Annotated in this window: 16 protein-coding genes; 10 read left to right on the forward strand and 6 right to left on the reverse strand. The window is 65.3% G+C overall.

Annotated elements, in window-relative coordinates:
- Positions 1-78 precede the first annotated feature (78 nt).
- Complete coding sequence (locus ACNJYB_RS33550) at positions 79-1,548, forward strand: amidase (protein ID WP_439370846.1); 1,470 nt, start codon at positions 79-81, stop codon at positions 1,546-1,548.
- A gap of 117 nt (positions 1,549-1,665) precedes the next feature.
- Here ACNJYB_RS33550 and ACNJYB_RS33555 read toward each other — a convergent pair whose 3' ends face one another.
- Positions 1,666-1,983, reverse strand: a complete 318-nt coding sequence (locus ACNJYB_RS33555; protein ID WP_439370847.1) for a hypothetical protein — start codon at positions 1,981-1,983, stop codon at positions 1,666-1,668.
- A 151-nt stretch (positions 1,984-2,134) separates the two neighbouring features.
- On the opposite strand from ACNJYB_RS33555, the gene ACNJYB_RS33560 reads away from it, so the two are divergent.
- From ACNJYB_RS33560 to ACNJYB_RS33590, 7 genes are all read left to right on the forward strand, one after another.
- Positions 2,135-3,043, forward strand: a complete 909-nt coding sequence (locus ACNJYB_RS33560; RefSeq protein ID WP_439370848.1) for a PaaI family thioesterase — start codon at positions 2,135-2,137, stop codon at positions 3,041-3,043.
- 69 nt (positions 3,044-3,112) lie between these two features.
- Positions 3,113-3,478 (forward strand): hypothetical protein, encoded by a 366-nt coding sequence (locus ACNJYB_RS33565; RefSeq protein WP_439370850.1) that lies wholly within the window; start codon positions 3,113-3,115, stop codon positions 3,476-3,478.
- Positions 3,479-3,686: 208 nt separating this feature from the next.
- Positions 3,687-4,547 carry a tyrosine-type recombinase/integrase gene (locus tag ACNJYB_RS33570; RefSeq protein WP_439368084.1) on the forward strand — a complete coding sequence of 287 codons (861 nt, stop codon included), beginning with the start codon at positions 3,687-3,689 and terminating at the stop codon, positions 4,545-4,547.
- Between the two features lie 6 nt (positions 4,548-4,553).
- Positions 4,554-5,735, forward strand: coding sequence for an IS91 family transposase (locus tag ACNJYB_RS33575; protein ID WP_439375460.1), 1,182 nt, complete (start codon positions 4,554-4,556; stop codon positions 5,733-5,735).
- Positions 5,736-6,148: 413 nt separating this feature from the next.
- A complete protein-coding gene (locus ACNJYB_RS33580; protein WP_439370851.1) occupies positions 6,149-6,535 on the forward strand; it encodes a helix-turn-helix domain-containing protein in 387 nt (128 codons plus the stop codon).
- A gap of 82 nt (positions 6,536-6,617) precedes the next feature.
- Positions 6,618-6,818: a hypothetical protein gene (locus ACNJYB_RS33585; RefSeq protein ID WP_439375706.1), complete on the forward strand. Its 201-nt coding sequence runs from the start codon at positions 6,618-6,620 to the stop codon at positions 6,816-6,818.
- Positions 6,748-7,101 (forward strand): transposase, encoded by a 354-nt coding sequence (locus ACNJYB_RS33590; protein WP_439370853.1) that lies wholly within the window; start codon positions 6,748-6,750, stop codon positions 7,099-7,101. Before ACNJYB_RS33585 ends, ACNJYB_RS33590 begins: the two co-directional genes overlap by 71 nt.
- A 6-nt stretch (positions 7,102-7,107) precedes the next feature.
- Here the strand turns inward: ACNJYB_RS33590 and poxB are convergent, their stop codons facing one another.
- The 3 genes from poxB to ACNJYB_RS33605 all read right to left on the reverse strand — a co-directional run bounded on the left by poxB (position 7,108) and on the right by ACNJYB_RS33605 (position 10,525).
- Complete coding sequence (gene poxB / locus ACNJYB_RS33595; RefSeq protein ID WP_439370854.1) at positions 7,108-8,844, reverse strand: ubiquinone-dependent pyruvate dehydrogenase; 1,737 nt, start codon at positions 8,842-8,844, stop codon at positions 7,108-7,110.
- Positions 8,845-8,964: 120 nt separating this feature from the next.
- Positions 8,965-9,597, reverse strand: a complete 633-nt coding sequence (locus ACNJYB_RS33600) for a 2-dehydro-3-deoxy-6-phosphogalactonate aldolase (RefSeq protein WP_439370855.1) — start codon at positions 9,595-9,597, stop codon at positions 8,965-8,967.
- Positions 9,598-9,610: 13 nt separating this feature from the next.
- Positions 9,611-10,525 (reverse strand): 2-dehydro-3-deoxygalactonokinase, encoded by a 915-nt coding sequence (locus tag ACNJYB_RS33605; RefSeq protein ID WP_439370857.1) that lies wholly within the window; start codon positions 10,523-10,525, stop codon positions 9,611-9,613.
- Between the two features lie 210 nt (positions 10,526-10,735).
- On the opposite strand from ACNJYB_RS33605, the gene ACNJYB_RS33610 reads away from it, so the two are divergent.
- Together ACNJYB_RS33610 and ACNJYB_RS33615 are read left to right on the forward strand one after the other, a co-directional pair.
- Positions 10,736-11,833, forward strand: a complete 1,098-nt coding sequence (locus tag ACNJYB_RS33610) for an LLM class flavin-dependent oxidoreductase (protein WP_211413171.1) — start codon at positions 10,736-10,738, stop codon at positions 11,831-11,833.
- Positions 11,834-11,890: 57 nt separating this feature from the next.
- The gene (locus ACNJYB_RS33615) at positions 11,891-12,445 is read left to right on the forward strand and encodes a flavin reductase family protein (protein WP_439370859.1); all 555 of its coding nucleotides are present in this window, start codon (positions 11,891-11,893) and stop codon (positions 12,443-12,445) included.
- 206 nt (positions 12,446-12,651) lie between these two features.
- Here ACNJYB_RS33615 and ACNJYB_RS33620 read toward each other — a convergent pair whose 3' ends face one another.
- Positions 12,652-14,517 carry a sigma-54-dependent Fis family transcriptional regulator gene (locus ACNJYB_RS33620; protein ID WP_439370861.1) on the reverse strand — a complete coding sequence of 622 codons (1,866 nt, stop codon included), beginning with the start codon at positions 14,515-14,517 and terminating at the stop codon, positions 12,652-12,654.
- Positions 14,518-14,615: 98 nt separating this feature from the next.
- On the reverse strand, positions 14,616-17,921 hold the full coding sequence (locus ACNJYB_RS33625; protein WP_439370862.1) for a carboxyl transferase domain-containing protein: 3,306 nt from the start codon (positions 17,919-17,921) through the stop codon (positions 14,616-14,618).

A 17,921-nucleotide genomic window follows, 5' to 3' on the forward strand; every position in this document is an offset into this window, starting at 1 on the left:
CCCCTCGCGCCGGCTCAGTTGATTCACGCGGGCCGTTGCGAAAAAGGTGGCGCCGCATCTTAAGGGGATTTTGACTTCATGACGTTGCCGATGAGCTGGAATGAATGGGCGCAGCACGATGGCGTGGCGCTGGCGGCACGCGTCCGCAAGGGCGAGCTGACCGCGAAGGAATTGGCGCGCCAAGCCGCCGCCGGCGTCGCCAAGGTCAATCCGGCACTGTCAGGCGTGGTCGAGCTGTTCGAGGACGTGATCGCCGATCCGGCCAGGGACGGCGCCAATCTCGCTGGTCCCTTCGCAGGCCTGCCCTTCCTGATGAAGGATCTGGGACCGACCATGAAGGGCCGGCTCCAGGAGATGGGCTCGCTGTTGATGCGCGGCAATCGCGCCGCTGCCGATACGTTCCTCACCGGTAAATTCCGGCAAGCAGGGCTCAACCTGATCGGTCGCACGACGACGCCGGAATTCGGCGTGTGCAGCTCCGCCGACAATCCCGCCGTCTACGTCACCCGCAATCCCTGGAATACCGACTATACCACCTGCGGCTCGTCGGCGGGTAGTGCGGCGATGGTCGCCGCGGGCGTCGTTCCGATCGCGCATGCGACCGACGGCGGCGGCTCGATCCGCATTCCCGCCGGCGTCAACGGCAATATCGGTCTGAAGGTCTCGCGCGGCGTGTTCTCGCTGGCGCCACACATGTCTGACCTCACCGGCCTCGTCTCGATCCAGGGCTGCCAGTCGCGCTCGGTCCGCGATACCGCCGCCTTCGTCGATCATGCCCGCGGGCCCGCCCCCGGCGAGTTCATGCCGTTCTGGACCACCGCGCAGCCCTATTCCGAGATGATCAAGCGCGATCCGACAAAACTTCGCATCGCGCTGTCGCATACCTGGGGCGATTACACCGCGACGCCCGAGATCGCCACTGAACTGGAGAAGACCGGCCGCTTCCTCGAAGGCCTCGGCCATCACGTCGACTATGCGCTGCCCGAGCTGGACTTCCGCGCCGCCTTCGCGGCGCAGACCACCTGCTACGTCTCGAATTTCGCGGTGGTGATCTCCAACATGCTGGCCGCGCGCGGGCTGGAAAAGCCGCCGGAAGATCTGATCGAGCCCATGAACATCCGGATCTGGGAGGCCGGCCGTCACACCAGTTTTGCCGAACGGGCGAAGATGCAGGCCGTGTTCAACACGACCTCACGCGGCTTCGGCGCGTTCTTCGAGCAGTGGGACGTGATCCTGACGCCGATCACCGCGCTGCCGACGCCGAAGGTCGGCACCAGGGAATATCTCACCATCTCCGACAACCCCGACGTGCTCGACTGGTTCGGCAATCTCTGGCGCTTCTTCGCCTTCACACCGCTCGCCAATCTCTGCGGCATACCCGCGATCTCGATGCCGATGGCAGCGCAGGACCACGGCCTGCCGCTCGGCATCCAGGCGATCGCCAAGCAGGCCAATGACGGCTTGCTCTTGCAGCTCGCCGCCCAGATCGAGCGCGCGCTCGACGGCAAGTGGAACGGCGGCAAGAAGCCGAAGGTGCATGTGAGCTGAGGCGAAGCTCTTCGCTTCGGAGGGCGGTGCGCTTGCGGCCATCCTTCGAGACGCCCGCCATTGGCGGGGCCTCAGGATGAGGTCTCGTTTCGCGGCGAGAATCCCGCGCGACGGACTTCAGTTCTTCACCGCCGGAATGTCCTCCGCGGGCTGCTGCTGGCCCTGCTTGTACATCGCCAGCGCCTTGTCGAGCGCTTCGCGCAGCGCCAGCGCCGCGGGGACGCTGCAGCGCAGATGCGCAGTCTGGACCACGTCGACCCTGACGGCGGCGCCGACTGGCATCAACAGGTTCGCGGCGAGCTCGATCTGGATCGCACCATTGTGATGGCCGAAGCAGGAGGCGCCGTCGAAATAGATGATCGGCGCCCGCTCCGAGCTCGAGGTCGAAATGGTGACGGGCCCCTGGGTGGTGCCGGGTGTCTCGGGGTCGGTCATGGGCGCTCCTTGCGGGCATTGGACGAACGAAGTGCCCACCATCCTTGCTTTGGGCGGCCCTGTCGAGGCCAAAGCGGCCCCGACAGGCATCCCCGGACAAGGCGAGTTCTCGAGTTTTGCGCGGCGGCCGGCACTGGTCTAGAACATCGCCATGTCCACTGAACCTGTCACGCTCCCGTTCGAGGAACTCGCCGAGGCCATCAAGGGCCGCCGCTCCGACTACGGCCATATCAGCGGGCTCCAGCTCGACCGCTTCGCGCCGAGCGAGGCCTGGTCCCGCCTGCCCTACCGTCCCGTCTTCGTCGGCGACACCGAGACCGGCGTTCTGCATGGTGGCGTCGTCACCGCGATGCTGGACGAGAGCTGCGGCATGGCGGTGCAACTCGCGCTCGACGGCACACGCGCGATCGCAACTCTCGATCTGCGTATCGACTACCAGAAACCGGCGACGCCCGGCCTCGACATCAAGGCGCATTCGGTCTGCTACCGCACCACGCGCTCGATCGCCTTCGTGCGCTCAACCGCCTATCAGGAGTCCGAGGACGATCCGGTCGCGACCGCGACCGCGTGCTTCATGATCGGCGCCAACCGCACCAACATGCTCGCCGACCGCCGGATGGATTCGCGCAGCGTCCCGACGCTGGAGGCGCCGGAGGATCCGGATGGTCCGTTCGCGCGCAGCCCGTTCGCGCGCGCGCTCGGCATCCGCCTCAACGACGACGGCACGCTGACCATGCCATTCTCGCCAAAGATCATCGGCAATCCGATCCTGCCCGCGATCCATGGCGGCATGACCGGTGCTTTCCTGGAGACCACGGCCATCATCGGGGTCGCGCGCGAGCTCGGCGCGGCTGCGCCGCCCAAGCCGATCGGACTCACTGTCAACTATCTGCGTTCCGGCCGCGCGCTCGATACGTTTGCCAATGTCTCGATCGTGAAGCAGGGCCGCCGCATCGTCGCTTTCGAGGCGCGCGCCTGGCAGGACGATGCGGACAAGCCGATCGCCACCGCCTTCGGTCATTTCATGCTGCGGCCGACGCCCGGAAGTGACGAGGAATAGGCGTATTTTCCCTTGACGGAGGGGGCGCCGGGCCACAACGATAGTGCGGTTCCTGCGAGAGGTATTGGGTTGCGGCATCCGATCGACATCGTCGCCATGTTCGCTGCGATCTGGCTGCTCGCCTCGATGGTGCTCGACGCGCTGACGCCGAAGGAGCTGACGGCGGTCATGATCGCCATCGCCATCGGGCCAGCCATCGTCATCACCGCGGTGTTCTATTATCTGCGCTGCCCGCGCACGGATTTCGCGGTGATCTTCGCCGCTGTCTGGCTGATCTCGGACATCGCCATTGCCTTCATCTCGCCGAAGGAGCTGCCGCATTTCCTGATCGTGCTCGGCTTCGTCCCGGCCCTGCTGATCGGCATCGTGCTGCACTGGCAGCGCTTCCAGCGCCGCCACGAGCGGCTGCCCATGCCGTCGGCGAAGCGGGGCTGAGGGAAGGCGCAGCCCGTGTCTACCTCTCCCTTCGGGAGATGTGAACCAACCGCCTCGCCGGAATTAGAGCGGTTCACGGATTTATTGAATCGGAAGGGATTGAACGAAGCCGCTGGCGCGGCATGTAGGGAGGCATAGCAAGGATTGCCTCCTGTCTGAGAGGATTGCGGGTTTTCGAAGCCCAACCCTTTAGACAGGAGGTTTTCCGATGGCTGAGATCAGCCCACTTCGCCGCCGCATGATCGAGGACATGACGGTCCGCAATCTGTCACCGGCGACGCAGCAATCCTACCTCAACGCCGTAGCGAAGTTGAGCCGATATTTCGGTCGTTCTCCTGACCGCCTCGACCTGGAGGATATCCGTGCTTTCCAGGTTCATCTGGTTGCGACGGGGATGTCCTGGCCGGCGCTGAACCAGATCGTCTGCGCACTGCGGTTTTTCTACGGTGTGACGCTGGGTCATGACACCGTTCCGGAGCGCATCGCCTATGCGCGTAAACCGCGCAAACTGCCGGTGGTGCTGAGCGCCGACGAGGTCGTGCGCTTCCTGGAAGCAATCCCAAGCCTCAAGAGCCGTACCGCGCTGACCACCGTCTATGCCGCAGGCTTGCGCGTATCGGAAGTGGTCCTCTTGAAGGTTGTCGACATTGATAGCCAGCGGATGTTGATCCGGGTCGAGCACGGCAAGGGCGGCAAGGACCGTTACGTTATGCTCTCGCCGCAGCTTTTGAGGATTCTGCGGACGTATTGGCGGCTCACTCGGCCCAAACGATGGCTATTTCCCGGCCGCGACGACGAGCGTCCGCTCGTCCCTAACGTGCTGCACGCCGCCTGCCGTTCAGCCTGTACGGCGGCCGGCTTGAGCAAGTCGGTGACAGTGCATACGCTGCGGCACACATTCGCGACCCATCTCCTGGAGAACGGGGCCGACGTGCGCATCATCCAGGTGCTGCTCGGCCATGCCAGTCTGCAGAGCACGGCGCGCTATACCCAAGTCGCCACAAAGACCATCAGCAATACGCCAAGTCCGCTTGACCGGCTCCGCCTGGAGGTCGTGCCGCCCGGCTGAGCGGACCTGATGACTCCAGTTCTGGAAGTGGCGGATATCTTCCGCCGCCACGGCGAAGCGTTTCGGCAAGCTCGTGCCGGACATCTGGGTCGCGTCGAGCGGCGCGTCATGGGCGCGATCACGGCATGCCGGACGGCTGTGCTTGGCGGCCACATCGAGCAATGCGACGACTGCGGTGCCACCCGGATCGCCTACAACTCCTGTCGCAATCGGCATTGCCCGAAGTGCCAAGGCTCGGCGCGCGCGCAATGGCTTGCCGAGCGACAATCCGAACTCCTTCCCGTGCCATACTTCCACGTCGTCTTCACCTTGCCGGCGCCGGCCAGAGAGATTGCTTTCCAGAACAAGGCGGTGGTCTATGCCATTCTGTTCCGCTGCGCGGCCGAGACGCTCACCACCATCGCGGCCGACCCCAAGCATCTCGGCGCTCAGCTCGGTCTGACCGCCGTCCTCCATACTTGGGGTCAAACCCTGCAACACCATCCGCATATCCACTGCGTCGTGCCTGGTGGTGGACCTTCACTCGACGGCACACACTGGGTCGCTTGCCGGCCCGGCTTCTTCCTGCCGGTGCGCGTCCTCTCCAGGCTGTTCCGCCGCCTGTTTCTGCAAGAGCTGCAAGCTGCCTTCGCGGCTGGCCAGTTGGGCTTCTTTGGCGATCTCGCCCGTCTCGCCGATCCCGCCGCATTCGCCGAGCGCCTCGCTCAACTTCGATGGACCGACTGGGTCGTCTATGCCAAGCCGCCATTCGGTGGGCCCGAACAGGTGCTGGCTTATCTCGGCCGCTATACGCATCGCGTCGCCATCGCCAACAGTAGGCTGATCTCGCTTGCCGACGGCAAGGTGAGCTTTGCCTGGAAGGACTATCGGCAGAATCGTAAAACCAAAGTGATGACGCTTAAGGCCGATGAGTTCATTCGTCGCTTTCTCCTGCACACCCTGCCGGACAGCTTCCACCGCATCCGCCACTATGGTTTCCTCGCCAATGGCGGACGCAACGATAAAATCGCTTTCTGCCGTCAACTCCTTGCTGTCCGCAACGCTCCGACTGATCAAGAAGCCGGCGCCGATCCCCTCACCAAATGCGAGATCCCCGTCTGCCCGCATTGTGGCGGCACCATGCGGCGCGTCGATATCGTCCCGCGAGCCTGCGCGCGCGACCAGCCGTTTCATTGTGATACGTCATGACCAGCGTCTGTACCATCCACCCCTTCCGTAATCACCTTCTTGGTGGCAACGTCCGAAGTCGCCGTGGCCGCGCTCGTCACCGAACACCCCGCCAATCGTTCGGTAGCGCATCCCAGCGCTGCAAATCGCTCGCTGGATCGCGCCCTTGGCCCGATCAATCGGGCCCCTCACATCCGATGAATGACTCGCGGACGCGCGGCGACCACAGGCGAGCGTTCCCCGCAGCCGCACCCGCTGCACTATTCCCATAGCGCCCACAACTCCGCAGCTTCGTTCAATCCGGCTTCTATGAGGTCGCACGCACCACAGAGCGCGCGGCTCGCGCCTGCCACGCGACCTCACAGAACCCTCAAGATTCCGGGTCTGGGACGAATATGATTCAAGATGCTGGCTGGGCTGGAGGCCAGCATCCGATGGTCCGACCAATTTCCAACGATTTGCGTAAGCGTGCGGTATCCGCTGTTGCCAAAGGTGAGAGCTGCCGATCTGTGGCGGAACGGTTTGGCGTTGCTGTCTCGTCAGTTGTGAAGTGGTCACAGCGTTATCGAACGACCGGCTCGGTAGCGCCTGGCAAGATGGGTGGTCACCGCAAGCCTGTGCTTGATCCGCACCGCGCCTTCATCGTCGAGCGGATCACTCAGACGCCGCACCTGACGCTGCATGGTCTGAAGGCGGAACTGGCAGCCCGTGGGGTCAAGGTCTCACACAATGCGGTCTGGCTGTTCCTGCGCCGGGAAGGGCTGCGGTTCAAAAAAAACACTGTTCGCCCTCGAACAGGCTCGCGCCGACGTCTCTCGTAGGCGCTTGCGTTGGCGAGCCTGGCAGGCCGGGCTCGATCCGGGCCGGCTCGTCTTCATCGATGAGACCTGGATCAAGACCAACATGGCCCCTTTGCGAGGCTGGGGACCCAAAGGGGCGCGCCTGCGCGGCTTCGCTCCGCACGGTCACTGGCGTACCCTCACATTCCTCGGCGCGCTCCGCCATGACCAACTCACGGCACCCTGCGTCTTCGATGGCCCGATCAACGGTGAATGCTTCCGTGGTTGTCAACGTAAAGCACATTCTCCTGCCAACCCTGCGTGAAGGCGACATCGTCATTCTCGACAATCTCGGAAGCCATAAGTCGAAAGCCGTCAGGCAAATGATCAAGGCTGCTGGCGCCAGACTCTGGTACCTGCCGCCATACTCGCCCGACCTCAACCCAATCGAACAGGCCTTCTCCAAGATCAAACACTGGATGCGGCAAGCTCAGAAGCGCTCAATCGAGGAGACTTGGCGCCATATCGGTCACCTCGTCCAAGACATCCAGCCTCGCGAATGCGCCAACTACTTCGCCAGCGCCGGTTATGCTTCAATCAAAATGTGAAACGCTCTAGCGCGGCAACAAATTCGTCTTCGCGAGGTCCAGCACCTCGTCGCCGCGGCCGTTCATCACGGCGCGCAGGACCCAGAGGCTGAAACCCTTGACCTGTTCGGCCGTGATGGTTGGCGGCATCGACAGCTCCTGCTTGGCGGTGACGACGTCGAGCAGTGCCGGTCCGTTGTGCGCCATCATCTCCTTCATCGCGCCCGGCAGCTCGCCGGGGTCCTCGACGCGCTTGGCAAAGATGCCCATCGCGCGCGCCATCGCCGCGAAGTCTGGATTTTCGAGATCGACATTGGTGTCGACGAAACCTGCCGCCTTCATCTCCAGCGCGACGAAGCCGAGCACGCCGTTGTTGAAGACCACGACCTTCACCGGCAGCTTCATCTGCGTCAGCGTGATCAAATCGCCCATCAGCATGGTGAAGCCGCCGTCGCCCGACAGCGAGATCACCTGGCGGCCGGGCTGGGCGGCCTGCGCGCCGATCGCCTGCGGCATGGCGTTGGCCATCGACCCGTGCACGAAGGAGCCGATCAGCCGGCGCCGGCCGTTCATGTCGAGATAGCGTGCGGCCCACACTGTTGGCGTGCCGACATCGGCCGTGAACACGGCATCGTCGCTCGCATGGTCGCTGAGGACCTTTGCAAGATATTGCGGGTGGATCGGCTTGCTGCCGGGCGTCCCCTTGGCGAGCGAGTCGAGACCTTCCCGCGCCTTCCTGTAGTGCGCGATGGCATCGTCGAGATGCCGGCGCTGCGTCTTGGTCTTGAGCAGCGGCAGCAGCGCCTCGAGGGTCAGTTTGACGTCGCCGACGAGGCCGAGGTCGATCCTGCAGCGCCGCCCGAGATTTTCCGGGCGGATGTCGATCTGCGCAATCTTGGCGTCGGTCGGGAAGAATTGCTTGTAGGGGAAATCGGTACCGAGCATCACCAGCGCGTCGCAGGCATGCATGGCGGCATAACCGGAGGAGAAGCCGATGAAGCCGGTCATGCCGACGTCGTAAGGGTTGTCGTATTCGACATGCTCCTTGCCGCCGAGCGCATGCACGATCGGGCTCTTCAGCGCTTCGGCCAGCAGCATCAACGGCGCATGCGCGCCGGCGCAGCCGCGGCCGCAGAACAGCGTGATGCGCTCGGCGCCGTTGAGGAGATCCGCCAGAGCCTTCAGCTCATCCGCCTGCGGCACGATTTTCGGTGCCGACAGCGCAAGGCCGCGCGCCGTCGAGAGCGCGCGCTTCGGCGGGCTGCGGAAGGCGACATCGCCGGGCATGGCGACGACCGCGACGCCGCGCAGGCCCACCGCCGCGCGGATGGCGTTCTCCAGCACGTAGGGAAGCTGGCTCGGATCCGAGACCAGCTCGCAATAATGGCTGCATTCGCGGAACAGGTTCTGCGGATGGGTTTCCTGGAAATAGCCGCCGCCGATCTCGGCCGTCGGAATTTGCGCCGCGATCGCCAGAACGGGGACGCGGCTGCGATGCGCATCGAACAGGCCGTTGATCAGATGCAGATTGCCGGGACCGCAGGAACCGGCGCACACCGCAAGGCTTCCGGTCATCTCGGCTTCGCCCGCTGCCGCGAATGCCGCGACCTCCTCGTGGCGGACATGGATCCATTCTATGGTGCCGCGACGTCGCAGCGCTTCGGTCAGAGCGTTCAGGCTGTCGCCGACGATGCCATAGATGCGCTTGACGCCGGCCTCTTCGAGCGTTGCAACGAACAGATCGGCCACGTTGTTGATCGCCATGTCGGTCTCCTGCTGTCGCAAGTCGCGTGTCTACGATGCCAAGGCATCAGCATCGCGACACAATGCGGCACAATGCGGCACAATAAGCAATGAGAGGATCACGGCCAGTTCATTGCGGCATCAGTCTTTCGTAATCGCCCGATCATAGGCGGCGACAGTCGCCTTCGCGCGTGCTGCGACGTCCGCCGCGCTCACGCCGGGCTTGTACAGGCTGGAGCCGAGCCCGAACGCCGTCACGCCGCCCTTGATGTACTCGGCAAAATTCTGGTCGGAGACGCCGCCCACGGCGGCGATCATTACCCCCGCGGGCAACACGGCGCGGATCGCGGCAATGCCGGAGGCGCCGAGCACACTCGCCGGAAAGAATTTCAGGCCCGATGCGCCGGAGCGCGCCGCGAGCAGCGCCTCGCTCGGCGAGAACACGCCCGGCAACGTCACCATGCCGCGCTGATGCGCGCGGGCCAGCACCTCGGTGTCGACATTGGGCGAAACCATCAACCGGCCGCCGACATCGCTGAGGCGATCGACGTCTGCGGCGGTCAGCACGGTGCCGGCGCCGATCAGCACGCCGGCGGGCGCGAGCTTCGCGGCAAGCCCTATCGAGCGGAACGGATCGGGCGAATTCAGGGGGATCTCGATCGCGGTCATGCCGGCCTCGATCAGCACGCCAACGATCGCCTCGGCCTCCTCGGGCTTGACGCCGCGGAGGATCGCGACCAGCGGGCGCTGCATCGGGGGAAAGGGAACGCTCATCGCAAAAGTCCTTCTATTTCGTCCAGATCGCCGCGGCCGCCATCGACAGGCCACGGCGGACCGCTTCATCCGCATCGATCGGCTGCACGTTGACCGACAAGGCATCGAAGGCGTGCCGGTACAGCTTTGCCAGACGCCCCGCGGCAATCAGCGTGATGCCGGCTTTCGGCACGGTGCCGGAAAGCCCCGCCGCCAACTCGGCGCCGATCAACGTGCCCGACAGCGTTTCGCGGGCCGCGGCCGGCGTGCCGCCGAACAGCAGCTGCCGCGCCCGCGCGCCGAACAGCAGGTTCGCCGCAAAGGCCGGTGCATCAAACGCGGCTTTTACCGCCGCCTTGAAGCTCGCAACGTCCTCGGCATCATCAGCATTGGCAACCGCGAGCGACAAGATCGTCTCGCGCGAGACCACGCCGAAGAGCTCGCCGGTCATGAAGGTGGAAAACCGCGCTACCGTGCCATCAGTCACGCGTACCCATTTCGAATGCGTGCCGGGCATGCAGACCAGCGCTTCGCCGGCGCCCTGAAGACCCATCGCGCCGAGCAACTGCGTTTCCTCGCCGCGCATCACATCAGGCGCCTTGACATCGCGCTGCGCGATGCCGGGCAGGATGCGGATGTCGCGCGCTTCCCCCGGCACGCGCGCGGCCTGCTTCAGGATGGCGGCGAGCGGCGCCGGCGCGTCGACATAGCCGGCCTCGACCCAGCCGTTCCTGGCGCCGGCCATGCCGCAGACGAGAACCGGCAGATGCGGGGGTGCCTCGGCCGCGGCAAGATGCGATTGCAGCACGGCAGCGAAGCCGGTCTTCGCCGCGGCCAGCATGCCCTCGCCGCTGCGGCGCTCGGCCAGCACCTGGCCGGTGCGATCGACCAGCCACAGGCGAAAGCTGCTGGTGCCCCAGTCCACCGCGACATAGGCGGGTTCGGTCATCGTATCCTCGTCTCACCGCCAAGACGCCGTCTCGCGACAATGAGACGAACGCTTCGCAAATCCGCCCCGGGATATCGGCTATTGCCGCCGCAAACCAGCGTTTTCTCGCGGGTCTGGGGCGTAAACGCGCTGGCACACCGCTTGCTCAAGCGTCTCCACTCACATCCGTGAACCGCGCGACAAGACGCGTCAATTGTGGAGAGGAATCCCATGGAGATCGGCTATTTCACGATGCCTTCGCATCCGCCGGAGTGCGGCCTGAAGGAAGGAAACGACTGGGACCTGCAGGTCATGCGCTGGCTCGACGAGCTCGGCTATCAGGAGGCCTGGGTCGGCGAGCATCACACCGCGCCCTGGGAACCCAACCCCACGCCGGACCTCCTGATCGCGCAGGCCTTGATGCAGACCAAGAAGCTTCGCATCGGGCCGGGCGGATTCCTGCTCCCCTATCACCACCCGGCCGAGCTCGCCAACCGCGTCGCGATGCTCGACCACATGTCCGAAGGCCGGCTCAATTTCGGCGTCGCCGCATCGGGCCTGCCGAGCGACTGGGCGATGTTCAACGTCGACGGCATGAGTGGCCAGAATCGCGACATGACCCGCGAGGCACTGGAGATCATCCTGAAGCTCTGGTCCGATCCCGCGCCCTTTACCTACAAGGGCAAGTTCTGGACGGTGACCAAGCCGGACACGATGTTCGACTTCCTCAAGCCGCACATCAAGCCGCTGCAGGCGCCGCATCCGCCGATTGGCGTCGCCGGTCTGTCGAAGAACTCGGACACCTTGAAGCTCGCCGGCGAGCGCGGCTTCATCCCGATGAGCCTCAACCTCAATCCGGCCTATGTCGGCAGCCACTGGGACTCGGTCGAGATCGGCGCGGCCAAGACCGGGCGCAAGCCGAACCGGCAGGACTGGCGGCTGGTGCGCGAGGTGTTCGTTGCCGACACGGACGAGGAGGCCTGGAGACTCTCGACCGGCGACATGATGGGCCGGATGATGCACGAGTACTTCCTGCCGCTGCTCGGCCATTTCGGCTTCAAGGATTATCTGAAGCATGCCCCCGACGTGCCCGACAGCGACGTTACGGTCGAATATTGTGCCAAACGGAACTGGATCGTCGGCTCGCCCGCGACGGTCGCCGAGAAGATCGAGAAGATCTACGACGAGGTCGGCGGCTTCGGCGTGCTGCTGGTGTTCGGCTTCGACTACAAGCACAAGGCCGAGGCCTGGCACCACTCGCTCTCACTACTGAAGAACGAGGTGATGCCGCGCCTGACGCATCTCGGCTCCGCGAAGAAGGCGGCTTGACCCGATACGGGTGCGGCGCGATCGTGCCGCACCCGCATTCATTTGGGAGATTTCCGCGTGTCGGTTGACGCCAAGGATTTCAAGCAGGCGATGCGCCATTGTGCCGGCGCCGTGGCGCTGCTCACGGTCGGCGCCGAGCACGGCAAGCGCACCGGATTGACGGTGACGTCGGCCTGCTCGCTATCGGACAATCCGCCCTCGCTCATCGTCTGCGTCAACCGCAACGCCAGCGCGCATGCGCGGATCCGGGCGGAAGGCGCCTTCGCGATCAACTTCCTGCACGAGGATCACGCAATGCTGGCGCTGACCTTCAGCGGCCAGAAGGGCGTCAACGGCGATGATCGGTTCGCGTTCGGCCAGTGGACGCGCGGCGTAACCGGCGCGCCGGTGCTGACCGACGCGGTCGCCGCGTTCGACTGCGTGCTGGCGCAGGAATTCGAGACGACAACGCATTCGATCTTCGTCGGCGAGGTCCGTGGTGTATCGCATGCGGATACTGCCAAGCCGCTTGTCTATTTGCGCGGCCATTTTCATACGCCGCAGGAGATGCGCGAGACGGTCAGCCTCGGCGACCTCGATGCCCGGCATCTGAGCTGGACGGATTTTTCGTAGGGGCGTTTACGTTCCAAGCGCGGTGCCTTTCCTTCTCCCCTCGTGGGAGAAGGTGGCGCGAAGCACCGGATGAGGGGTATCTACCGCGCACGTGGACGGCAGTGACTCGCGGAGACACGACCCCTCACCCGTCTCGCCGCTATCGCGGCGAGCCACCCTCTCTCACGGGGGGAGAGGGGAAGAGCGCTCCCGCATGCGATTGAGGGCTACTGCGCCGTCTCGATCTTCATCACTTTGATCTTCCGATACAGCGTCGCGCGGCTGAGCTTCAGCGCGCGGGCCGCTTCCGTGACGCGGCCGCCATGCTGGCGCAAAGCTTCCACGATCGTGGCGCGCTCGGCCGCCGCGAGATCCGGCTCTGCCCTCCCACCGAACGGCGGCAGATCGAGATCGGCATCGGTGATCACGCCGTTCTCCGCCGTGCAGCCGGCGAGCCGCAGCACATGGCGGAGCTGGCGCATGTTGCCGGGATAGGGATAGCCCGAAAGCAGCGACCGGGCTTCGTCCGAGAGGCGGCAATCCGGCGCCTCCTCGCGCGCGATCTGGCGGATGATGTCGTCGCGGTCGGCGCGCTCGCGCAACGCCGGCAGATGCACCTCCATGCCGCGCAGGCGGAAATAGAGATCGGCGCGGAAGGCGCCCTCTTCGGCCATGCGGCCGAGGTCGCGATGGGTGGCGCTGATCAGGCGGATGTCGACGGCTACAGGCTTCAGCGCGCCGAGCGGCCAGACCTCGCGGTTTTCCAGGACGCGCAAGAGGCGCGTCTGCAGCGCGATCGGCATGTCGCCGATCTCGTCGAGGAACAGCGTACCGCCGTCGGCCTGAACGATCAGGCCCTTGGAGCCCTCGCGCCGCGCGCCGGTGAAGGCGCCGGCCTCGTAGCCGAACAGCTCGGCATCGATCAGGCTTTCCGGCATCGCCGCGCAGTTGAGCGCGACATAATTGTTGCGCGCGCGGTTGCTGGCGGCGTGGATGGCGCGGGCGAACACGTCCTTGCCGACACCGGTCTCGCCATGCAGCAGCACCGGCAGATTGTGATCGCCGATGCTTCGGAGCCGCTTTACGCTTCTGACCAGGCCGGGATCGCGACCGGCGAGCCGGTGCAGCGCGTCGAAACGGTCGGCGGGCGCATCGCGGCGCGGTGCATGCGATTTTGCACGCATCGGCGGGACGACGTGCCCCTGGCCCAGCGGACTGCCGTCGGCGCGGCGCAGCTCGACGATCTCGTCCGTGCCGCGTGCACCGTGATGATCGAACCTGATGTAGCGCGACAGATCGATGCCGGAGGCGATCAGGCCATCGGTGAGGCCGAGCAGCGCACGCGCCGAGCGGCAGGCGCCGACGATGCGGCGGTCGTCGTCATAGGCGATGACGCCGCTGCCGCCGTCCCCGGGCACGGTTGCGATCCAGGCGTTGCGGAAATGGCTGCGGAAGATCGCGCCCTCCATCCGCCGCGTCGCCTCCATCGTCACTGCGAGCGCAAGCTGATGCGCGGCGCGCTCGAGATCCTCGCGGCAGGACGTGATGTTGACTGCACCTGTGAGCCGTCCGGCCTGGTCGAACAGCGGCGCAACGGCGCAGGAGAACATGTGCCACTGCGCGCGAAAATGCTCGTCGCGATGCACCAGGATCGGCTTCTCCTCGGCGAGCGCAGTCCCGAGCCCGTTGGTGCCCTCGAAGGCCTCTGCGAAATTGGAGCCGGTGTAGATCTTCCAGTCCAGAAACATCTTCGCGTCGGCTTCGCCCGGCAGGCGGCTGAACAGCATGGTCGCGTTCACGTCAGCTAGGTTGACGCAATAACCGGCGTCGCGCAGCACACGGGCGAGATCGTCGAGCTCGGGCGTGGCGAGCCTGATCGTCTCCTCCATGGGTTCGGCGACATGACGGATCTCGGCTTCGGTCAGCGTCTGCGGCGGGCCCTGGCGGGCGGGATCGAGCTTGTGGCTGATCAGGCAGCGCCGCCAGGAATTGGCAATCCGCGAAGAGGCATCGACGTCGGCCAAGCGGTCAGTAACCTGATTGGCGACGGACAAGACACGGGCGACATGGTTCGAGGCCGAAAGGCTGGCCATCGCGGACGTCTCCACCCTGCGTATTATTGTGCAAAGTCTGGCACCGCGGGCGGGGATGTCAATCGGGAATAGGGAACACAGCTGTTGCTGCACCGCCCTCACCAGGTGTCGATGCAGGGTCGCTTCTTCGCCGTCCTCGCGGGCGGCTTCGGCACCGACCTGAGCCCCGCCATGATCCACCGCCGCGTCTCGGCGGGATCGATGACGTTGTCGATCTCGAACACCGAGGCGATCGAGACCGCTTTGCCGTTGGCATAGAGCTCGGCGACCTTGTTGCGATAATAGGTCTCGCGCTCCTCGGGATCGGCGATCGCCTCCATCTCCTTGCGAAAGCCGAGACGTACATAGCCCTCCAGGCCCATGCCGCCGAACTCGCCGGTCGGCCACGCCGCGGTGAAGAACGAGGCATGGAAGCCGCCGCCGATCATCGACTGCGCCCCCAGGCCATATCCCTTGCGCAGCACGATGCCGAACAGCGGCACGGTGAGGCTGGCACCTGTGACGAACATCCGCGAGACGTGGCGCACGATCGCGGTCTTCTCGGCCTCCGGGCCGACCATGAAGCCGGGCGTATCGCACAGCGAGACGACGGGTAAGTCGAACGCATCGCAGAGCTGGAGGAAGCGCGCGGCCTTGTCGCCGGCATCGGCGTCGATGGCGCCGCCGAGATGGCGCGGATTGTTGGCGATCAGGCCGAACGGCTTTCCTTCGATTCGGATCAGCGCGGTGATCATGCCGACGCCGTAGTCGCGGCGCAGCTCCAGCACGCTATCCTTGTCGGCGACGAGATCGATCACGCTGCGGATGTCGTAGACGCGCAGGCGGTTCTCAGGGATGGCGCGGCGGAGCAGGCGCTGGTCGGCGGCTTCCCACTCCGTCACCGCGCCCTGAAAATAGGACAGATACTTTTGAGCGACGCGCGTCGCCTCCTCCTCGTCCTCGACCAGGATGTCGATGACGCCGTTCGACGACTGGAACGAGACAGGACCGACCTCGGCCGGGTGATAGACGCCAAGCCCGCCGCCTTCGATCATGGCGGGGCCGCCCATGCCGATCGAGGCATTCTTGGTGGCGATGATGACGTCGCAGCAGCCGAGCATCGCGGCGTTGCCGGCGAAGCAATAGCCGGAGACAACGCCCACGACGGGCACGAGGCCCGAGAGCCTCGCGAACTGCACGAAGGAGGGACCGTCGAGGCCGGTCATGCCGAGCCGGTCGGTGTCGCCGGGCCGGCCGCCGCCGCCTTCGGCATAAAACACCAGCGGCAGACGCCAGTCTTCCGCCAGCGTCAGCATACGGTCGATCTTCTTGTGGTTCATGTGGCCCTGGGTGCCCGCGAGCACGGTGTAGTCGTAGGCCACGACGATGCAGCGTGCGCCCTCAGGGCCAAACTTCTCCGCGTTCACCGTGGCGAGGCCCATGACGAGCCCGTCGGCCGGCGTGTTCTTGATGAGGTCGTCGAGCTTGCGCCGGCGCCGCTGCGCCGCGATCGCCAGGCTCCCGTACTCCACGAATGAGCCGTCATCGACGAGCTGCGCGACGTTTTCGCGCGCGGTGCGCTGGTTGGTGTTGCGGCGGCGCTCGACCGAGGCGGGGCGATTTTCGTCGAGCGTGTTGGCCTGGCGCGCGATCAGCTCGGCAAGGTCCGGGCGGATGTGGTCGAGATCGACATCGGCTTCCGCCGCCGAATGATCGGCAGCGACGTCGAGCGGCTCCAGATACATGATCGCTTCGCCATGCATCAGCGTGACGCCGTCACCGGCAACGATCTTCATGATCCGACCGCCCTGCTCAGCCATGACGAGGTGTTCCATCTTCATGGACTCGATCACGGCCAGCTGCTGGCCGGGACGGACGATCTCGCCTTGCTTCACCTGGACCGTGACGATGGTGCCCTGCAGGGGCGCTGCGACCATCACCGCACCTTCGGGCACGATCTGCGCGACGTGAGCTTCCCCGCCGTGACCGCCGCCGTGCTCCGTCGCCGCAAAATAGAGCGGCCTCGCCGCACCATCCGCCGCCTCGACCAGCTTCGCGATGTTGCGATCGATGAAATCGGTCGCGATGCGGTTGGTCCTGAAATCGGGATGCGCCAGCACCGCCTGCAGGAATGCGATGTTGGTAACGACGCCGTCGATCCGGAATTCGCGCAGCGCGCGCGAGGCTTTCGCAACGACGTCATGCCAGGCCGCGCCCGGCGTATGCACGATGACCTTTGCGAGCAGCGAGTCGAAAGCGGCGCTGGTCTTGTAGCCGGCATAGCCAAAGCTATCGACACGCACGCCCGGCCCCGACGGCGGCTCGAACACGGCGAGCACGCCGCCGGTCGGATGCGTGGCACCCGTCTCGTCCAACGTCTCCATGTTGACGCGAAGCTGCATGGCATAGCCGCGCGGCTTCGGGATCGATCCTTGCGCGAGGTCGAGGGATGCCAGCGAAGCTCCCGCGGCCACGGCGAACTGGGCGCGGACGAGATCGAGGCCGAGCACCTCTTCCGTGACGGTATGCTCGACCTGGAGCCGCGGATTGGCTTCGATGAAGGCGAAACTGTCCTCGGCCGTGCCGTCGACCAGGAACTCGAAGGTGCCGAGATTGTCGTAGGAGGCCGCCGTCGCCAGCTGCTTTGCCGCCTCGATGATGCGACCGCGTAAGGGATCGCTCAGCGACGGGCTCGGCGCGACCTCGACCAGCTTCTGGTGCCGGCGCTGGATGGTGCATTCGCGCTCCCATAGATGGGAGATGGCGCCATGGCGGTCGCCGATGATCTGGACCTCGATGTGACGCGCCTGCCGGATCAGGCGCTCGGCATAGACGCCTTCGAAACCGAACGCAGCCTTGGCCTCGGACTGGCAGCGCGCATAGGCCTCCGCGAGATCGGCAGCGTTCTCGACGACGCGCATGCCGCGGCCGCCGCCGCCGGCCATCGCCTTGATCACGATCGCCGCATTGCTGCCGAGCGAGGCGAAGAACGCCGTGATCTCGTCCAGCGAGGAAGGCCCGCTGGTACCGGCGATGATCGGCACGCCGCAGCGCTTTGCCAATTGCCGGGCCGCGACCTTGTCGCCGAATAGCTCGAGCGCGGACGCCTTTGGCCCGACGAAGGTGATACCGGCGTCAGCGCAGGCTTTTGCGAATGCCGCGTTCTCGCTCAGAAAACCGTAGCCGGGATGCACGGCATCGCAGCCGGCAGCCTTCGCCGCCTTCACCACGGCCTCGATGTCGAGATAGGCCCGCGCGCCACGTCCGGGAATTTCGACCCCCTCGTCGGCAACGCGCACATGCAGCGACAGCGCATCGTCGGCGGGATGGATCGCGACCGTCGCGATGCCGGCGTCAGCCGCCGCGCGCGCGATGCGGATGGCGATCTCGCCGCGGTTGGCGATCAGGAGCTTCTTGAACGACAT

The sequence above is a fragment of the Bradyrhizobium sp. SMVTL-02 genome, assembly GCF_051853005.1.
Classification (GTDB): Bacteria; Pseudomonadota; Alphaproteobacteria; order Rhizobiales; family Xanthobacteraceae; genus Bradyrhizobium.

Bases quoted from the DNA above. Each gene is read 5' to 3' on its own strand.
- ACNJYB_RS33625 (WP_439370862.1), bottom strand. From the start codon at position 17,921: ATGTCGTTCAAGAAGCTCCTGATCGCCAACCGCGGCGAGATCGCCATC.
- ACNJYB_RS33610 (WP_211413171.1), top strand. From the start codon at position 10,736: ATGGAGATCGGCTATTTCACGATGCCTTCGCATCCGCCGGAGTGCGGC.
- ACNJYB_RS33590 (WP_439370853.1), top strand. From the start codon at position 6,748: ATGGCCCGATCAACGGTGAATGCTTCCGTGGTTGTCAACGTAAAGCAC.
- ACNJYB_RS33555 (WP_439370847.1), bottom strand. From the start codon at position 1,983: ATGACCGACCCCGAGACACCCGGCACCACCCAGGGGCCCGTCACCATT.
- ACNJYB_RS33620 (WP_439370861.1), bottom strand. From the start codon at position 14,517: ATGGCCAGCCTTTCGGCCTCGAACCATGTCGCCCGTGTCTTGTCCGTC.
- ACNJYB_RS33570 (WP_439368084.1), top strand. From the start codon at position 3,687: ATGGCTGAGATCAGCCCACTTCGCCGCCGCATGATCGAGGACATGACG.
- ACNJYB_RS33550 (WP_439370846.1), top strand. From the start codon at position 79: ATGACGTTGCCGATGAGCTGGAATGAATGGGCGCAGCACGATGGCGTG.
- poxB (WP_439370854.1), bottom strand. From the start codon at position 8,844: ATGGCGATCAACAACGTGGCCGATCTGTTCGTTGCAACGCTCGAAGAG.
- ACNJYB_RS33580 (WP_439370851.1), top strand. From the start codon at position 6,149: ATGGTCCGACCAATTTCCAACGATTTGCGTAAGCGTGCGGTATCCGCT.
- ACNJYB_RS33585 (WP_439375706.1), top strand. From the start codon at position 6,618: ATGGCCCCTTTGCGAGGCTGGGGACCCAAAGGGGCGCGCCTGCGCGGC.
- ACNJYB_RS33600 (WP_439370855.1), bottom strand. From the start codon at position 9,597: ATGAGCGTTCCCTTTCCCCCGATGCAGCGCCCGCTGGTCGCGATCCTC.
- ACNJYB_RS33560 (WP_439370848.1), top strand. From the start codon at position 2,135: ATGTCCACTGAACCTGTCACGCTCCCGTTCGAGGAACTCGCCGAGGCC.
- ACNJYB_RS33605 (WP_439370857.1), bottom strand. From the start codon at position 10,525: ATGACCGAACCCGCCTATGTCGCGGTGGACTGGGGCACCAGCAGCTTT.